Annotated in this window: 16 protein-coding genes; 11 read left to right on the forward strand and 5 right to left on the reverse strand. The window is 39.0% G+C overall.

All coding sequences use genetic code 11. The features are described 5' to 3' along the window. Positions 1–10 precede the first annotated feature (10 nt). Positions 11–1,231, forward strand: a complete 1,221-nt coding sequence (locus BLR86_RS21180; RefSeq protein WP_090766345.1) for an ABC transporter permease — start codon at positions 11–13, stop codon at positions 1,229–1,231. Positions 1,232–1,243: 12 nt separating this feature from the next. Then, entirely contained in the window at positions 1,244–2,404 is a 1,161-nt protein-coding gene (locus tag BLR86_RS21185; protein WP_090766348.1) for an ABC transporter permease, read from the forward strand. Positions 2,405–2,668: 264 nt separating this feature from the next. On the opposite strand, the gene BLR86_RS21190 is transcribed toward BLR86_RS21185, so the two are convergent. Continuing rightward, positions 2,669–3,535: a DMT family transporter gene (locus tag BLR86_RS21190; protein WP_090766351.1), complete on the reverse strand. Its 867-nt coding sequence runs from the start codon at positions 3,533–3,535 to the stop codon at positions 2,669–2,671. Between the two features lie 142 nt (positions 3,536–3,677). Between BLR86_RS21190 and BLR86_RS21195 the strand changes: the two genes are divergently transcribed. The 8 genes from BLR86_RS21195 (at position 3,678) to ndk (ending at position 13,279) form a co-directional block, all read left to right on the forward strand. Further along, positions 3,678–5,075, forward strand: coding sequence for a MocR-like pyridoxine biosynthesis transcription factor PdxR (locus tag BLR86_RS21195; protein ID WP_090766354.1), 1,398 nt, complete (start codon positions 3,678–3,680; stop codon positions 5,073–5,075). Positions 5,076–6,254: 1,179 nt separating this feature from the next. Then, complete coding sequence (locus tag BLR86_RS26500; RefSeq protein WP_217642413.1) at positions 6,255–6,404, forward strand: hypothetical protein; 150 nt, start codon at positions 6,255–6,257, stop codon at positions 6,402–6,404. 160 nt (positions 6,405–6,564) lie between these two features. Continuing rightward, positions 6,565–7,347, forward strand: a complete 783-nt coding sequence (locus BLR86_RS21205) for a helix-turn-helix domain-containing protein (RefSeq protein ID WP_090766356.1) — start codon at positions 6,565–6,567, stop codon at positions 7,345–7,347. Between the two features lie 315 nt (positions 7,348–7,662). Continuing rightward, positions 7,663–9,063 carry an MFS transporter gene (locus BLR86_RS21210; RefSeq protein WP_090766359.1) on the forward strand — a complete coding sequence of 467 codons (1,401 nt, stop codon included), beginning with the start codon at positions 7,663–7,665 and terminating at the stop codon, positions 9,061–9,063. A 74-nt stretch (positions 9,064–9,137) separates the two neighbouring features. Then, entirely contained in the window at positions 9,138–9,989 is an 852-nt protein-coding gene (locus BLR86_RS21215) for a VOC family protein (protein ID WP_090766362.1), read from the forward strand. Further along, on the forward strand, positions 9,982–11,118 hold the full coding sequence (locus BLR86_RS21220; protein ID WP_090766365.1) for a Gfo/Idh/MocA family protein: 1,137 nt from the start codon (positions 9,982–9,984) through the stop codon (positions 11,116–11,118). The genes BLR86_RS21215 and BLR86_RS21220 overlap by 8 nt, the downstream gene beginning before the upstream one ends. 135 nt (positions 11,119–11,253) lie before the next feature. Then, complete coding sequence (locus tag BLR86_RS21225; RefSeq protein WP_090766368.1) at positions 11,254–12,324, forward strand: Gfo/Idh/MocA family protein; 1,071 nt, start codon at positions 11,254–11,256, stop codon at positions 12,322–12,324. Between the two features lie 499 nt (positions 12,325–12,823). After that, a complete protein-coding gene (gene ndk / locus BLR86_RS21230) occupies positions 12,824–13,279 on the forward strand; it encodes a nucleoside-diphosphate kinase (RefSeq protein WP_090766522.1) in 456 nt (151 codons plus the stop codon). A gap of 130 nt (positions 13,280–13,409) precedes the next feature. Here ndk and BLR86_RS21235 read toward each other — a convergent pair whose 3' ends face one another. Further along, positions 13,410–13,625, reverse strand: coding sequence for a spore germination protein (locus BLR86_RS21235; RefSeq protein ID WP_090766370.1), 216 nt, complete (start codon positions 13,623–13,625; stop codon positions 13,410–13,412). Between the two features lie 107 nt (positions 13,626–13,732). Here BLR86_RS21235 and BLR86_RS26505 point away from each other — a divergent pair, with 107 nt between their 5' ends. Continuing rightward, a complete protein-coding gene (locus tag BLR86_RS26505; RefSeq protein WP_217642414.1) occupies positions 13,733–13,894 on the forward strand; it encodes a hypothetical protein in 162 nt (53 codons plus the stop codon). Between the two features lie 410 nt (positions 13,895–14,304). Here the strand turns inward: BLR86_RS26505 and BLR86_RS21240 are convergent, their stop codons facing one another. The 3 genes from BLR86_RS21240 to BLR86_RS21250 form a co-directional block, all read right to left on the reverse strand. After that, positions 14,305–14,730 (reverse strand): disulfide oxidoreductase, encoded by a 426-nt coding sequence (locus BLR86_RS21240; RefSeq protein WP_090766373.1) that lies wholly within the window; start codon positions 14,728–14,730, stop codon positions 14,305–14,307. Next, positions 14,730–15,389, reverse strand: a complete 660-nt coding sequence (locus BLR86_RS21245; protein ID WP_090766376.1) for a thioredoxin domain-containing protein — start codon at positions 15,387–15,389, stop codon at positions 14,730–14,732. Before BLR86_RS21245 ends, BLR86_RS21240 begins: the two co-directional genes overlap by 1 nt. A 291-nt stretch (positions 15,390–15,680) precedes the next feature. Beyond that, positions 15,681–16,208, reverse strand: coding sequence for an NUDIX hydrolase (locus BLR86_RS21250; RefSeq protein ID WP_090766379.1), 528 nt, complete (start codon positions 16,206–16,208; stop codon positions 15,681–15,683). Positions 16,209–16,461 lie beyond the last annotated feature (253 nt).

The raw sequence follows: 16,461 nt of genomic DNA on the forward strand, positions 1-16,461 counted from the left end.
GGAGTCAATAATGAAAGTATGGATTATTGCGTGGAAAGATATAAAAATTCGATTGAAGGATCGGAAAGGAATTGTGCTCTTCTTATTCCTGCCTATCCTGCTTACAGCGATTTTAGGTACAGCGCTGAAAGGTGTGCTGGCTGATGATACTAATTCCATGCCAAAAATGACGATTGCGGTATACAATGCCGATGCAGGAGAAATAGGCGCTCGCCTTATTGAAGATGTGCTGCAGAACGAACAATTAGCACCATATATAACGATTCATTCGTTTACAAGTAAAGAAGAAGTAGAATCACAAATTATCGGAGAAAAAAATGATGTGGGATTGATCATCCCTCAAGATTTTAGCCGAAAAATTTGGGCAGCAGAATCTACGCAGCTGGAAGTACTACAGGATCAAGGAAAACCATTGATTTCGCAAATTGTACGCTCGATTGTTACCTCATATACAAATCGTGTGGGAGCTATAGCTCAAGCGTCTAAAGAGGTCACGACTCAGTTGACCAATCCAAAGCAAACAGCCGTAGCGGTTTCTGTGAATTTTGATTCACTTGCAGCAGAAGTACTGGGTCAATTAGGTGACGCAGCACGTAGTGAACAGACATTTGTCGTAGACCAGCCGATTGGAAAAAAAGCAGTTTCCAGCATGCAGTACTATGCTGCCGCGATGTTAGCTATGTTCCTTCTTTATAATGCAACCGTTGGAGCAAAAATGATCATTAATGAACGCTCTACAGAGACATTGGCACGGTTAATGAACACACCGACAAGCAAAACGAGCATTTTGCTAGGGAAATATGTAGGAACACTTGCCTTCTCCATTCTTCAACTGCTGATCTTTATGAGTGCTACGAATGCTGCATTTGGAGTTAACTGGGGAGAAAATGTGCTGCAAAGCATTGTCTTAGGCTTGATGTATGCCATTGCTGTATCTGGTTTGTCGATGATGATCGCGGCTATAATCACAAATGAGCAAGCGGTCGAGACGATCTCGGGACTTGGTGTACAAATTCTCGCTGCGCTAGGTGGTTCTATGGTGCCGATCGCCGTATTCCCGGAATTCATGCGTAAGATTGCACATATCGCACCAAATACTTGGGCATTAAATGGCTTTATCGATATTATGAGCGGTACTACCTGGCAAGCATTGCTGCTGCCCATTGTGGTATTACTAGCTATCGGAACGGGAACACTGCTCATTGGAACTTTGCGTTTACGTTATCAGTAGGAGGAGAATAAAATGGGACGTATATGGTCAATTTGTACATTCGAAATCGCACGTGTATATCAGAAACCTTCATCCTATATACTCATGTTCGTTATGCCACTCATCTTCACTTTTTTATTTGCTGGAGTAGGTGGAAATAATGCTGCCACTTCGTTCAAAATTGCCTTGGTCGATCAAGATAAAACGGCAATCTCACAGGAACTCGTGAAGAAGATGGAGCAGGAAGAATGGTTAGACATCAAGTTAATTGAACTAAGCAAGGCAGAGAAACAATTAAGTAATAAAAGCATCTCCGGAATGATCACGATTCCATCAGGATTTGCAGAGCAGTTTTTCAATGGTGAGAAACCAGAAGTTGCCTTCCGGCATGGACCAGATTTAGGTATAGCGGGTTCCATTCGTCACATGATTGATAATGCCATGGCACAGGAATCAATTAAAGTAAAAGCTGCTCACTTGGTGAGTCCAAATAGTACGGGGGCAGAGTTGACAGCGAGCTATCAAAGCATGTCTGCTGCATTAGGGACAGATTTAATAACGGTCGACGCTAAGAACATTTCAACAAGCAGTTCACTTAATCGTTCTAACAATCAATCCGAGAGATTAGTAGGATTTGTAATCTTGTTTCTCATGATCACATTGACGATCGTAACAGGTAAAATCTTGGAAGCCAGAAAAATCGGTGTATGGTACCGTTTGCTCTCTACCCCTTCATCACGCTTTAACATCATGGGTGGCTATATGCTCTCCTTTCTCATTATTGGATGGTTGCAGATTGCCATATTAATGATAGCTTCGCACTTTATATTCGGAACCGTATGGGGGAATTTGTTGGCTCAGTTCTGCTTAATATCTGCTCTCTTGTTATGTGCCATTGGACTTGGATTAATGGTTGCGGGATTCGTGAAAACAGCAGAGCAACAAATGCTAATGGGAATCATCATTATCTCCCCAACCTGTATGCTTGGCGGTGTCTATTGGCCAATAGAGCTAGTGCCTGATTTCATGCAAAAGATTGCTCTGTTTGTGCCACAGTACTGGGCGATGGAAGGATTTAAAACGGTTATGGCTCATGGAGGAACTTTACTTGATGTACTTGGGTCCGTGGGAATATTGCTCGGATTTGCTGCGGTATTTATGGCTGTTGGCATTTCTAGAGTACGTTATGAGTAATAGGGGTCAAATAGGGGTCAGACCCCCGCTCAACTAAAGTTTAAAGCGGTAAAGTATTAATGCAATGTAATGAATTGGAGATAAAAATTAAGTGGAGGAGCCTGGGTTTGAAACCTTAGGTTCCTTTTTAGAAACAGTCAATGTCTAAAATCATCATCATATCAAATCAGCTAGTCCATTAATTATCGCAAAGTCCCTTTTTGACAGATGAGGAACTTTAGTAGGGGCAATCTCCCTAACAAATACAGATTTCAGATTATGCTTTTACCTTGAAAATTGTTTTGCCGCAGCAACACAAAACACCACACCGGCATTTACTAGAACGAGTAAAAAGCCAACTTCCTCTTGAAGAATAACAGCTGCCAGTAAGAGTCCAAAGAATGGTTGCAATAGTTGTAACTGCCCCACTGATGCTATGCCACCTTGAGAAAGACCCCTATACCAGAAAACAAATCCTATATACATGCTAAACAAGGAAACATAGGCTAAACTCATGTATGTTCCCATACTAATTCCTTCCCATGAACTTGGAAATAGATAAATTGTGAGTATGGCCATAAAGGGCAGGGACAATACAAGTGCCCAAGAAGAAATTACTTGCCAGTTACCTAATTTACGAGATAATTTAGCCCCTTCTGCATAGCCCAAGCCACAAACTATTATCGAGATTAACATATAAAAGTCGCCAAGAAGCGAAGACCCGCCTCCTTTAAAGAAAGCAAACCCTGCAACCAATAAGCTTCCTATTACTGAGAAGACCCAAAAAACAGGGCTGGGTCGTTCGCCACCTCTTATTACAGCAAATATGGCTTTTGACAATGGAAGAAGACCTAAAAAGACGATGGCATGAGCAGAAGTATTATGCTCAAGTGCCAAAGCTGTAAGAAGTGGGAAGCCAATAACAACTCCGAGCGCCACAATAATTAGTGAAACTATATCAGATTTTTCTGGTCGTTTTGCTCTTAAAATCAATATGACTAACACGGATAATAATCCAGCAATTGCGGCACGAAATACCGTAAGAAAATATGGATCAAGCTCGCCGACAGCAACACGAGTTGCAGGAAGGGAACCGCTAAATATAAGTACTCCTATAAAACCATAAATCCACCCTTTTGTTATTACATTCACTATAATCACTCCAGAATCCTATATTTTGAATTATCTGGTCAAAATAATCATATTGATTATAATAAACGTAAGCTTAAATTGACCTTTTGAAAAAGGCCAGTTTTATATTTTTTTACAAAGTCAGTTTGAAGGAGTACCATCAATGGACTTAACGCCGTTTTTAGACAGGGATTCCCAAATGCCATTGTATCAACAACTTATTAAATTCTTTAAAAGTAATATGCATGATGGGCGAATTAAAAAAGGGATGAAACTTCCCTCAAAAAGACATTTAGCCAAAAAACAACTTATTAGTCAAACAACTGTTGAACGAGCATACGATCAACTCTTAGCAGAAGGCTATATTTTAAGTAAGCCAAGGAGCGGACTTTTTGCAGATTATGATGAGTCATTTTTGATACACCCTGATCCAAAGACTGCTGAATTACCTGTGCAAGATTTAAATGTAATAACAAATGAGATCATTGATTTTCACTATGGTCACGTTGATTCTAGTTTTTTTCCTCTTTCGGCTTGGAGAAAGAGCGTTGTTGCTAGCTTAGATAAGTATTCAGAAAAGCTTTGTCGACCTGGTGACGTCTTAGGAGAGATTGAGCTTCGATCACTAATAACCGAGTACCTTTACCAATCCAGAGGCGTAAATTGTGATCCAAATCAAATCATTATTGGTGCAAGCACCTCTTACCTCCTGCAGATGTTATGTCACATATTAAACACCAGTTTAAAAGTGGGCTTCGAAGAACCTGGATACCCAAGATCTAGAGAAATTTTTGAGTTAAATCGAAAAGAAATCATCCCTTTACCACTAGATAGTGAAGGTTTAAGTATGGATGCAGTTAAGAAAAACATCCCTGACTTAATTTATGTAACACCGTCGCATCAATTTCCTTTAGGAAGAATTATGACCATTAATAGAAGGCTAGAATTAATAAAATGGGCAGCTGATCATCATTCGTTTATTATTGAGGATGATTATGATGGTGAATTTAGATACAGTGGTCAACCTATTCCTTCCTTACAAGCGCTTGATAAGGAAAATCGTGTTATCTATTTAGGGTCTTTCTCAAAGTCTTTTCTTCCTACACTACGCATTAGCTATATGATTCTTCCACAGTCATTATTAAAGAAAGCAACTGAGGTTACCTCGCTATTTAAACAAACGGTTTCTTCAAATAATCAATATGCCCTTGCGGAGTTTATACAAAATGGAGAATGGCAAAAACACTTAAATAGAATGAGAAAGCTTTACCGTAAGAAAAGAAAAATCATTTTAGAAGCAGTTATAAGTGAGTTAGGTGATAAAGTTAGAATTCATGGGGAAAATTCCGGTCCACGAATGCTCATTGATGTTTATTTAGAGTTAAGTGAACAAGAACTCATACAAAGAGCTGAAAATCATGGTGTAAGAGTTTATCCTGTATCTGATTCATACAAAAAAGGTTATGCATTTAAAACAATTTCATTAGGATTTTCAGGAGTATCAGAAGAAGAAATAAAAAGAGGGATTTATCTACTGAGTAAATCTTGGGGTTTAAAATAAGAGATTTCCTGCCGCCCTTATTCGGGTGGTTTTTTAATTTTCTAACAGGGAGACGGTTCTGGTGGCTTTTTTCTCTTATTTAAAGAGAAATCATGGAAGGGCAGAGTTTTTTCTTCTTGCGCCGTATGGTGCGAAGTTAGAAGTATATCGCCGTGTTTCGGGGTGACATCATTCGACGCATTTTATTTTAGAAACTCTTTGTTTATCAGTGGTGGATGTATTTTTAATCAAACGTTTGAATAGTATCAAAACGTGTCCATATGTGTAGATCTGACGTTTTTATGGATTCATATTGAAGACAGTTATCGAAGATTGAGGCTTGTCATCGACAGGGATTTTTCTAAATAACTTGGCTGAGTTCGTTTACTATAAGGGTTTTGCCTACATTTAATCAAACGATTAGTTAGTAAATTTTCTGCTAATCAAACGTTTGATTGGATTTGTTGTTTTTGTTGTTGTGGAGGGGTTTGCATGATGTTAGAGAAGAGAAGTTTGTCGAGAGGCGGTTTTGTAATAACGTTGAAAAGTGGCTTCGTTTCGCTGCCGATGGATGAACTGGATAGGTTTCCAGCCGAAGAACAGGGTATATGACACCATGGTGAAGGTTGACGGTTCTGATGGCCTTTATGGTCGGAAGTGATCATTGAATCCTCCCGTGCAGTCCTGAATAGATTTGCCAGGCACCATCTAGAGAATTTCCAGTTTGATCTCGGAATCTTTCCTTTGTATTTATTAAAATCCCGTACCTGTCACTCCTCGATTTTTGTCGGAGATTGTTAGTTCTTTATTTAAATAGATAATGCTAGAATGGGGTTGTAGCTCAATATTGTGAGGGTGGCCGGTTGTTGATCTTCTTTTCCTTTTAATAGGGGAGGAGGTGATATACCTGGAAACTGTTCTTGAAATCCTACGAGAAATTCTAAAGGGAATCTTGCGCGAAGTTAGTGCTTATTTCTTTCGGAAGAACATCCTAGAAAACAAGAAAACCACCCTACGCCGTCGCAAGCAAAAGGGTGGTTCTCATAAATAAAACTACTTTGACAACCACCACCCTGACGGTAGAGGCTGCAGGAGAGGAGTGCTTGTAACACTTCTCTCTTTTTTATTATATGTCCATTATACACAAAATTATTCCAGTAGAGAAGAGAAGATTGTCGAGAGGCGGTTTTGTAATAACCGTTGAAAAGTGGCTCCGTTTCGCTGCCGATAGATGAATTGGATAGGTTTCCAGCCGAAGAAAACCGGGTGCTAGCGGACCATGGGGGCGGTTCCGATGGCTTTTTTCTCTTGGGTCATGAGGATGGCAAACGCAATATTCATCGCCTCTGACAGGTTGGGAAAAGTAGAATTAGAAATATGGCTAAATTGTGAGGTTTCGTCATGTTACTATGAAAGAATAAAAGAGAGAAAGTAGTAGAAATCTAGAACATAAAATTGAAATAATGTAAGCTTAATATATCAATCCTTAAGATAGGGGGACGAAAGAAACATGGAAGGTATAAAATTTGTGATGAAAGATTGTAATCCTGAAGATCCAACGACTCAGTTAGATACAAATGAACTTACCCCTGATCATGTTAATGTCCTTCATAAAGTAAGGAAAGACTTACAGCGCGGAATTCAGCTAGGTGATTTGGATCTCGTAAGGAAAGCGGGAAAAAGGGTGTCTCAAATAATAGGTGGGGATGGTGGGGATGAATTAAACATTCTTAAGAGAGTCCCCGATAATAAGGTTCGTGCCTATAAAAATATGTTATTATCGTTTAATACACTATACAGCTGTGAAGCTGAGAATGGTGGATTAAGTCCATGGCAGACCCATACTTTGTCGGAGAAATATGCTGTTATGATTGAGCATTCGGAGAACCTCTCTCAACTCGAAGAAATTCATACGAAAATGCTAAATGAATATGCTGACCCAACAATCCGAATAACGAAAAGCGAAAACTTAAGCATAGTCGAGCAAGCTGAAAACTATATAGAGATGAATTTTGCTGAGGATATTTCTACCGAGGAAATGGCAGAAAAATTACATGTTCATCCTTCTCATTTAATGCGTGTGTTTAAAAAAGAAAAAGGTATAACCATTAGTAAGTATCGAAATCTTAAAAGAACAAAAAAGGCTAAGGATCTAATCGTATCCTCCAATCTTTCTATGACTGACATTGCCATAATGGTTGGTTTTAAAAATCCCCAATATTTTTCTACACTTTTTAAAGAGGTAGAAGGCCTAACTCCAGTAGAATTTAAAAAGAGGAATAAGAATAAATGATTCCTACAAAAGGAAAGGTTATAGAGCGCATAAGCCATTTATGCGTTTTTTTTCCATTCAGCTAAGAAAAAAACGTGCAAGAATTTTATAAAAATTATGCAATTCTAGCGAAAAGTTACTTTTTCAAAAATTATATACTTATATTCAGATACTAGATAAAGCGCTTACGAAATTAATCTAGCAATCCACTTAATGTAGTTCAGAAATTTTAACAGTAGAATTGGAAACGATTCCAAAAAGGGGGAAAGAAACTCACCTTAGATTTAAAGTGCATGAAAGAAGGAGATACACTTATTTTAAATTGGAGGGTTACTTGTGAGGAAATTTGGTGTAAGAGATCAATTTGGTTATATGTTAGGGGATATCGGTGGCGGTTTTGTTAACATATTTATTGGCTCGTTTTTCCTAATCTTTTGTACCTATGTATTAGGTGTCAGTCCTTATTTTATGGGTAGCTTATTTTTATTCGCTCGCATTTTGGATGCTTTTCTCGATGTGTTTATGGGAACGATTCCAGACCGTTGGAAACTTGGTAAAAGCGGGGATAAGTTTCTTCCGTATATCAGTATTTCAAAATGGCTGCTGGCTGCTTCTCTAATCTTGTGTTTTGTTGATGTATCTAACTGGAATTCAACTTTAATTCATATCTGGGTTGTTGTTGTTTATAACCTTTTTGGAATTGCTTACACTGCTGACTCCATACCTTATGGATCACTTGCAGCGGTTATTACAGATAAGCCTGTTGAACGTACAAAGCTATCGCGTTCTCGTGCCCTCGGCGGCATGATTGTTGCATATGGAGCGATGTCCTTTGTTCCGATGTTTATTTACAACAAGGAAGGAGAAGTAATACCGAATGCTTTCCTTATCTTAGCAATTGTATTTGCAGTTTGTTCTCTTTTAGCTTATACAGGACTACAGAAGTTAACAATAGAACGTATTCGTGATGATAGGCCAGCTGGTGTAAGATCTGATTATAAATTCAAGGATGCATTACTAGCAGCATTGAAAAATAGACCTTTACTGGGGATGATGCTGGGTTCGATTGGATCTCTAACGATCCTTAATGGTGCAGGCCAATTTGCCGCCATTGTTTTTGCAGAACATTATAAAATGCCCAGTGCATTTGCCATTAACTCAGCTATCATGATCGTCCTTACACTCATCTTATTTGTTAGTTTACCAAAACTTGTTGGAAAGTTTGGAAAAAGGAATTTAATTCTTACGACTGCTACATTTAGTTTAGTAGCTACAAGTTCACTTTTATTTTTTGATATTGGAAATGTATACGTCTTCATGGCCGTTTACAATATCGCGACAGTTGGTGCACTCTTCTTCAACATGACAGTTTGGGCACTCATAACGGATTGTTTGGACTATTCAGAACTCCAAACTGGCAAACGTTATGATGGTACTCTATATGCCATTTATGCTTTTTCGAGAAAGATAGGAATGGGGTTTGGTGCTGCTGTAGGTAGCTTTGCACTTGGATGGGCAGGATTTGTTTCAGGAGCTTCATCACAAACAGCAGAAGTAGCTGCAAATGTTACAAAATTATATGTATTAGTGCCAGTTGTTGCCTTTGTATTTATGCTTGTTGGAGTTGGGTTGATTTTTAACCTAAATAATAAGAAGACAGCAGAAATGTATAAAACGCTTGAGGTTAGAAGGGCTTCTGCTGCAAATAATTCTTCAGCTAAAATTGAAGCCATATAAGTAGTTACACCTAATTAGAAAAACAGGTCCCTTAAAGGACTTGCTAAATTCATTAAATAGGAGTGGAAAAGAGTATGATTTATGAACTTAATCATGTAGGAGTAATGTGTCGGGATCTTGAAAAATCGGTAAAATTTTATAAAGAAAATTTTGGTGCTGAGGTTGTATTTGATTATATCGTTGCAGGGACACCGTTTCATATTACGTATATTCAAATAGCCCACGGAATGCTGGAACTTGTCGGCATAGGCGATCAAGCACCAAAATACGGCTATGAACATGTTTCATTTATGTCAGACAGCATTGACGATGATTACCAAAGACTTATTGGAGCAGGTTACGCTTCTATACAGGAGCCTAAAAAGGCTATGACAGGATATGGAAAAATCGCTTTCGTTGCAGACCCTAATGGCGTGAAGGTAGAGTTAATTGAACGCGAAAGTACATTCCGTATTCCTACTATAGAACAAGGGGATATTCGGGAATTCGACCATATTTGCATTGCGGTAGATAACCTGGAAGTGTCTGAACAATTTTATACCCAGGATATTTCCATGGATCCTTTAAGCCGAAAATATGTGGAAGCCTATAATGTAACTTTTTCACATCTTCATAAGGGATTAGAGAATCTAGAATTGATGCATCCTGGTAATCCAGAGAATGAAGGAGACCGCATCCTGCATATTGCGCTTCGTGTCGATGATGTGAATGCCATGGCAGAGAAGCTTAAAAGCAATGGAGTTGAATTAGATCCTGGATATCCGAAAGCAGCAGCTTTTGGAGGCGGTTTGACTGCGAAATTTAGCGGTCCAGACGGCGAGAAAATTGAATTAGTGGATAGAGTAGCTTTACAGGAACTTGAAGAGGTAGACGGAAAGGAATTACAGTTAATTTCAAATGCGACAGGAGGTCAATCTAATGAATAAGGTACGTATTGGTATTATTGGACTTGGATTTATTGGCAGTAGGCATGCCGAAAGTATAGCAAATGGTGCGATAACAGGGGCGGAGCTGACGGCAGTATGCGATAGCAGCCCGGATAAGGGGCAGTGGGTGAAAGAGAATTTAGGTGAGAATGTCAAGTTGTTTACAGATGTAGATGAATTTTTGGCTTCGAATATCATTGATGGGGTTATGATTGCGACTCCGCATCCTTTTCACACTGAGCTTGCAATCAAAGCATTTAAGCATGGGTTACATGTATTAGTCGAAAAGCCTGCAGGTGTTCATACGAAGGAAGTACGCCTTATGAACGAAGCTGCTGCAGCATCTGGAAAAGTGTTCAGTATGATGTTCAATCAACGTTTAAATCCCTTGTACGTCAAACTGAGGGATATAATTGCCTCTGGCGAGCTTGGTGAGATAAAAAGAACCACTTGGATCATTACTAATTGGTTTCGGGCACAAAGCTACTATGATTCAGCAGGCTGGCGCGCGACATGGGCTGGCGAAGGCGGAGGGGTACTCATTAATCAGGATCCCCACCAGCTTGACCTTTGGCAATGGGTGATCGGGATGATGCCGAAGCGAGTGCGTGCTTTTTGCCATTTTGGCAAACACCACACTATTGAAGTGGAAGATGACGTCACGGCCTACGTGGAATATGAAAATGGTGCGACAGGGACTTTTGTGACGTCAACAGGAGAGGCCCCAGGAACGAACCGCCTGGAAATCAACGGAGATCTCGGGAAAATTGTCGTGGAGGATGGGAAAATAACTTTTTGGCGTTTGAGCGTGCCAACTTCGGAATTTAATCTGACCTTCAAGGGCAAGGGCTTTCAACAGCCGGAATGCCAGAAAATAGATGTACCGATTGAAGGTGAGATAAACGAATATAATTGGGATGGCGTTATTCAGAATTGGGTCGATGCTATCGCGAAGGGTACTGAGCTCATTGCCTCGGGAGAAGAAGGAATCAAAAGTCTCATGTTATCCAATGCTATGCTCTTATCAACATGGACTGATAATTGGGTGAATCTTCCGATAGACGAGAATTTGTTCTACGAGCATTTGCAAGAACAGAAAAACAAAGCAAAAGCTAAAGTAAACGCTTAGGGAAAACTGTTTTAACAGATATATGGTAGATGTGATGGATAGGAATCGGTATAAAATCCGGTTTCTATTTCCATTTAACGGAACAGCAATTTACAAGATTGTTACATATTAATTTGTTTAAGAGGAGTAGATTAGATGGAAAAAAATGATGGAATGAATTATGCTCCAACAGGTAAACCCAATCCAGTTGTAAAAGAAGGAGAATTTCAAATGGCTGCGGTTGCCCTGGACCATGGACATATCTATGGGATGTGCAATGGACTAATAGAAGCAGGTGCAACAATAAAATGGGTTTATGATCCTGACCCTAAAAAAGTAGAGCAATTTCTTGGAAAGTTCCCTGAAGTACAAGTTGCAGAATCATTGGAACACGTTTTGAATGATCCTGAAATTAAGTTAGTTGCTGCTGCAGCCATTCCTTCAGAACGTAGTGCTCTAGGGAACACAGTCATGGAGGCAGGTAAAGATTATTTCACTGATAAAACACCTTTCACCACGAGCCAACAATTAGAGGAGACAAAAAAAGTAGTTAAACAAACTGGACAAAAATACATGGTATATTTCAGTGAACGTCTTCATGTTGAAAGTGCTGTGTTTGCCGGTCAACTTATTAAAGATGGTGCCATTGGAAGAGTTATTCAAGTAACTGGATTCGGTCCCCATCGTCTTAACGCATCAAGTCGTCCGAACTGGTTCTTTAAAAAGGAACAGTATGGTGGAATCCTCTGTGATATTGGCAGTCACCAAATTGAACAATTCCTCTATTATACAGGAAATGAAGATGCAAAAGTATTGCATAGTAAGGTAGGGAACTATAATAATCCTGAATATCCAGAATTAGAAGATTATGGGGATGCCACATTAATTGGTGAGAATGGTGCGACTTTCTATTTTAAAGTCGACTGGTTCACCCCGGAAGGGCTAAGGACATGGGGAGATGGACGTACATTTATCACCGGGACGGAAGGAACAATAGAACTTCGTAAATATATCGATGTAGCTCGTGAAGAAGTAGGAGATCATCTTTTCTTAGTCAATAAAGATGGGGAGAAGCACTATAAATTATCAGGAAAAGTAGGCTTCCCCTTCTTTGGTGAACTCATTAAGGATTGCCTGAACCGCACAGAAAATACAATGACACAGGATCACGTATTTAAAGCTGCTGAACTATGTTTAAAAGCACAGGAACAAGCAGTAATTATATGAGCTAGGCATAGGGAAGGTTCGGAAGTTTGTCGAGAAAAGGGATGAGTAGAAAAGAGTGTAAAGTCTCGCCGAATTGATGACCGAGGTGTCTAGTCCTTAATCGAGGAACTAGTAGGATAAGCGGAGAGTTTCCGGTTAACTGCAGATTAGATCTCATTTAGGGGTAAATAAGGGGAGGTTTTCCGGTTATGCAAAGAAAAACCTATCATTTTCACGTTTTTTTAGTAAATAGACGGAATCTCTCCGTCTATTTTAGCCCTTTTTAGTAATGATTACCAAATAGGCGGAATTCTTCCGTCTATTTATCAGCTCGTGTGTATAACCTGTTGAACTGCCTCCCTGTTAAGTACATATTTCAAAGTATCTAGTTTTTTGATGAAAGGTTTGTAATCTGTGATATATTGCCATAATGGTTAATAGAATCAACAACCTTCCAAAGAGAGTACCACTTCCTCTAAGGTTGGTGGTTGAATATTTACTTAGGGGTGATTTTATGACGATGCAGCGCACATTCATTATGGTAAAGCCTGATGGAGTGAAACGACAGTTAATAGGAGAAATCATAAAGCGCTTTGAGCAAAAGGGTTTTAGCCTATTAAACGCAGAGCTTATGACTGTGGACCGTACAAAAGCTGAGTACCATTATATGGAACATCAAGATAAGCCGTTTTTCGGTGAATTAGTGGAATTTATTACATCTGGACCCGTTTTTGCAATGGTCTGGGAAGGAGAAAATATTATTGAAATTTCTCGGCTTATGATTGGGAAGACAAGTCCATTGGAAGCAGCGCCGGGTACGATCCGTGGGGACTTTGCGTTTACAAAAGAAGAAAATGTAATCCATGGTTCAGATTCTCGCTTAAGTGCAGAACGGGAAATTGAAAACTTCTTTGGTTTATTGAATAGACATACCTTAAAGGAAGATTTTCCATTCGAAGACAGACAATCTAGTTGATTCTTACGTACCAGTTAATAGGCTGGTATTTTAACGTTGCTTCCTCCTGAAATGATGTGTAAAAAGCAGCCTGATTCGGTTTGAATCAGGCTGCTTTTTCGCAGTTAGGGTGGATCTTAATTCAAGTCATTTACTCTTTGACAATAGGCTGATCGACAACGTCGGAGTCGAGGGTGGTGGTTGAACTTTGTCCAGTGAAGGTGTTGATTTGGATTCCTGTGTTATCGGAACCGGAACCAGCAAATGCTTTTGCCGAACTTTTAGGGGAGATGAATACCGAATTGCCAAAATTGATCAAACCGCCACTGACGGTATCAATCTTTAAGTGCCCTGGAATATTGGTCATACAGAACATCCTTTACCGTTTAATAGTTCAATGTATGTAAAATTCCCACATATGGTGCTATGAAGCAGTGGGGGCAGTCCCCCACTCAACTAAAGTTTAAAGCGGAAATGTACAAAAATGATGGTGGAGATAAATGCTCTCTGCCTTTTTCTATTTCCTTAAAGCCATGGTGGTACTTCCCGTTAATTAGTATGTGGGGATTCCTAACCATGATCAAATCATCAGGAGTTTGTCGAGAGGCGGTATTTGTAAAAATGAGTGAAAAGTAGGGAAGGGGGTGATAATCATGGAATCCCTCTTGAAGTTCTATGAGAAGTTCGTAAAGGAATTGTGCGTGAAGTGGGTGCAGATTTCTTTAATCGAGTAACCAGCGAAAGTAAAATAACAGGAGAGATTCCGGTTAAGTGCAGAAGAGAGCTCGATTTGGGGTAAATAAGCGGAGGTTTTCCGGTTATGCAACGGAAAACCCCTCATTTTCACGTTTTTTTAGTAAATAGACGGAATTTCTCCGTCTATTTAAGCCTTTTTTGATAAAAGTTACTAATTAAGCGGAATTCTTCCGTCTATTTATCAGTGCGGGTGTGTACCTGATCCACAACTCAGCCATGGGAATTTTTGCAGCCATATAGACAGGCCATTTACGGATCCATCTCAAACAAAAATAAAAAAGCAGCCGAGGCTACTTTTTTATACGCCAAACCAATAGAATAATTAACGTAAAAGCTGTTAATGACATTATTGGAATTGTGATGAATCCAAAATAGTTTACATAATCCATGGAGCATGGAATACCTTGCTTGCATGGTTCAAGTGCCTTCATCGCAGGTATTTTTTGAAGCAAAACATGATAAAGGGCAATAAACCAGCCAATAAATGAAAGTGCTAAAATATATTTTTTAATACTATATTCATTATAGTACATGGCTAATCCTAGAATGATAGCAAGTGGGTACATTAATATCCTTTGATACCAGCACAAATTACATGGGATAAAATTCCTTACTTCACTGTAAAATAAACTTCCTAATGTTGCGGTAATTGCTACTAACCAAGCTGCGGCATAATAATAGACATTGTAATTGGAAGTGGATGTAGCAGGCCTCATTACTCTAACCCCTCTTGAATTAGTTCTTCTATTTTGTCCATATCAAATGGGTCAGTTAATTCAACCCCGTTAATAAAAATACCAGGTGTTAATTTTAAACCGATTTCTTCTACTAGTGCATCATCTTTACTTATTTGATCAAGAGCTTCTTTGCTATACATTTTTGTAATAAATTCGTCTTTATTAAAATTAGGGATGGTTTCACCTGCAACCGCCACAACTAAATCTTCGCTTATCCAAACCTCATCGTGATTGGAGGATTCTGGTTGCTCTTGGTAGAGATTATGGACATAATCCCAAAAATAATCTGGATATAATTCATAAACTGATTCAAATGCTAGGGCTCCTATTTTTGAAGGATCTCCATGGAATAAGACATTGGTGAATGAGAAGTTCACTTTTCCCGTATCAATATATTTTTCTTTTATGAAAGGAAAATACTGAAGACTCCAAACTTTACATGCCGGACACATTATATCTCCCATTTCCACAATTTGAACCTTAGCATCTTTTTCACCAATCGTCGGTTGTCCTTCCATATTAAGCGGTTTAGCATTTTCTTTATCAGGTTCAGGCGTATAACTAAATACCACTATCATACCGATGATTGCTACAAGGCCAATCGCTAATGCAAAAATTTTACTCTTGCTAGATTTCAATATTCATTACCTCAATTCTCTTTATTTATATCTTTACAATTTAATTATAGGAGAGATAAACAGAAATAGTATGGATAAATTGTGAAACTATTCAAAAACCGTGGGAGCGATTTTGGTGTCAGACCCCCACTCAAAAGCTAAAGTAAACGCTTAGGGAAAACTGTTTTAACAGATATATGGTAGAACGATGCTGAAATGATTGGTGCTTAAATCCTTGCTAAACAGGCATTAAAGCGAAATATAGATAACAGGAAAAAGGCGTAAAAGATCACCTTTACGCTTTTTTCAATGTTAATCGGTTATAAACTTGTATCGTAAAATAGCTGCTAGACCTGCGCCATGTTTGAATTCGCCCTTTTGAATCAATGTCTTCACTTCTTCCATTGATAGCTTATGTAGATCCAGCTGCTCGCTATTTTCTAATCTTTGTTCGGTAGGAATTAAACCGGCTGCGGCAAATAAAAAGATTTCTTCCGTTGTGGAGCCTGGTGAGGGATAAAAGCTCCCTAATTCTAGCCAATATTCTGCTGTATAGCCTGTTTCTTCTTCCAGTTCTCTTTTTGCGGCATCGAGGGGCATGATATCTGTTGGGTCAATCATCCCAGCAGGAAGTTCCCATTCCCAGCTTTTTACCACATGTCGATATTGTTTGATACAAAGTACTTCTCCGTTGGCTGTGATGGGGAGAACACAAATCCCTTTGGCAAAGTCTATATAGGAGAAAGACTTTTCATCCCCATTGGGTAGAACCACCTCATCAATCGTAATCTGAAAACGATCCACTTTTTCTATATTAGAACGATTTATCTTCCAAGTCATATGTTTCACCTCTTATTTTCTGACTACATCTATTCTAAACCATTGTGAAACGTAGAAAAACTTTTATGCCAAATAAGTAATAGGTGGATTTTACTTTTAAAAAAAATTTGTGTCTTATGGATGAGTTAAATACGACCTCATTAGAGCTATTCTTGACAGTTATTGAGACCTTGTCTTAAAGAACAGGTCTGACCGCTAGCCACATCTTCGCATGCGTATTGAACTCCATCCATTAACTGGTGAAACTGATTTT

It is taken from the genome of Bacillus sp. OK048, assembly GCF_900103525.1.
Lineage (GTDB): Bacteria > Bacillota > Bacilli > Bacillales > Cytobacillaceae > Neobacillus.

Excerpts from the sequence above, each read along its gene's own strand:
- BLR86_RS21180 (WP_090766345.1), top strand. The coding sequence starts at position 11 with ATGAAAGTATGGATTATTGCGTGGAAAGATATAAAAATTCGATTGAAG.
- BLR86_RS21185 (WP_090766348.1), top strand. The coding sequence starts at position 1,244 with ATGGGACGTATATGGTCAATTTGTACATTCGAAATCGCACGTGTATAT.
- BLR86_RS21195 (WP_090766354.1), top strand. The coding sequence starts at position 3,678 with ATGGACTTAACGCCGTTTTTAGACAGGGATTCCCAAATGCCATTGTAT.
- BLR86_RS21205 (WP_090766356.1), top strand. The coding sequence starts at position 6,565 with ATGGAAGGTATAAAATTTGTGATGAAAGATTGTAATCCTGAAGATCCA.
- BLR86_RS21215 (WP_090766362.1), top strand. The coding sequence starts at position 9,138 with ATGATTTATGAACTTAATCATGTAGGAGTAATGTGTCGGGATCTTGAA.
- BLR86_RS21220 (WP_090766365.1), top strand. The coding sequence starts at position 9,982 with ATGAATAAGGTACGTATTGGTATTATTGGACTTGGATTTATTGGCAGT.
- BLR86_RS21225 (WP_090766368.1), top strand. The coding sequence starts at position 11,254 with ATGGAAAAAAATGATGGAATGAATTATGCTCCAACAGGTAAACCCAAT.
- ndk (WP_090766522.1), top strand. The coding sequence starts at position 12,824 with ATGCAGCGCACATTCATTATGGTAAAGCCTGATGGAGTGAAACGACAG.
- BLR86_RS21235 (WP_090766370.1), bottom strand. The coding sequence starts at position 13,625 with ATGACCAATATTCCAGGGCACTTAAAGATTGATACCGTCAGTGGCGGT.
- BLR86_RS26505 (WP_217642414.1), top strand. The coding sequence starts at position 13,733 with ATGTACAAAAATGATGGTGGAGATAAATGCTCTCTGCCTTTTTCTATT.
- BLR86_RS21240 (WP_090766373.1), bottom strand. The coding sequence starts at position 14,730 with ATGAGGCCTGCTACATCCACTTCCAATTACAATGTCTATTATTATGCC.
- BLR86_RS21250 (WP_090766379.1), bottom strand. The coding sequence starts at position 16,208 with ATGACTTGGAAGATAAATCGTTCTAATATAGAAAAAGTGGATCGTTTT.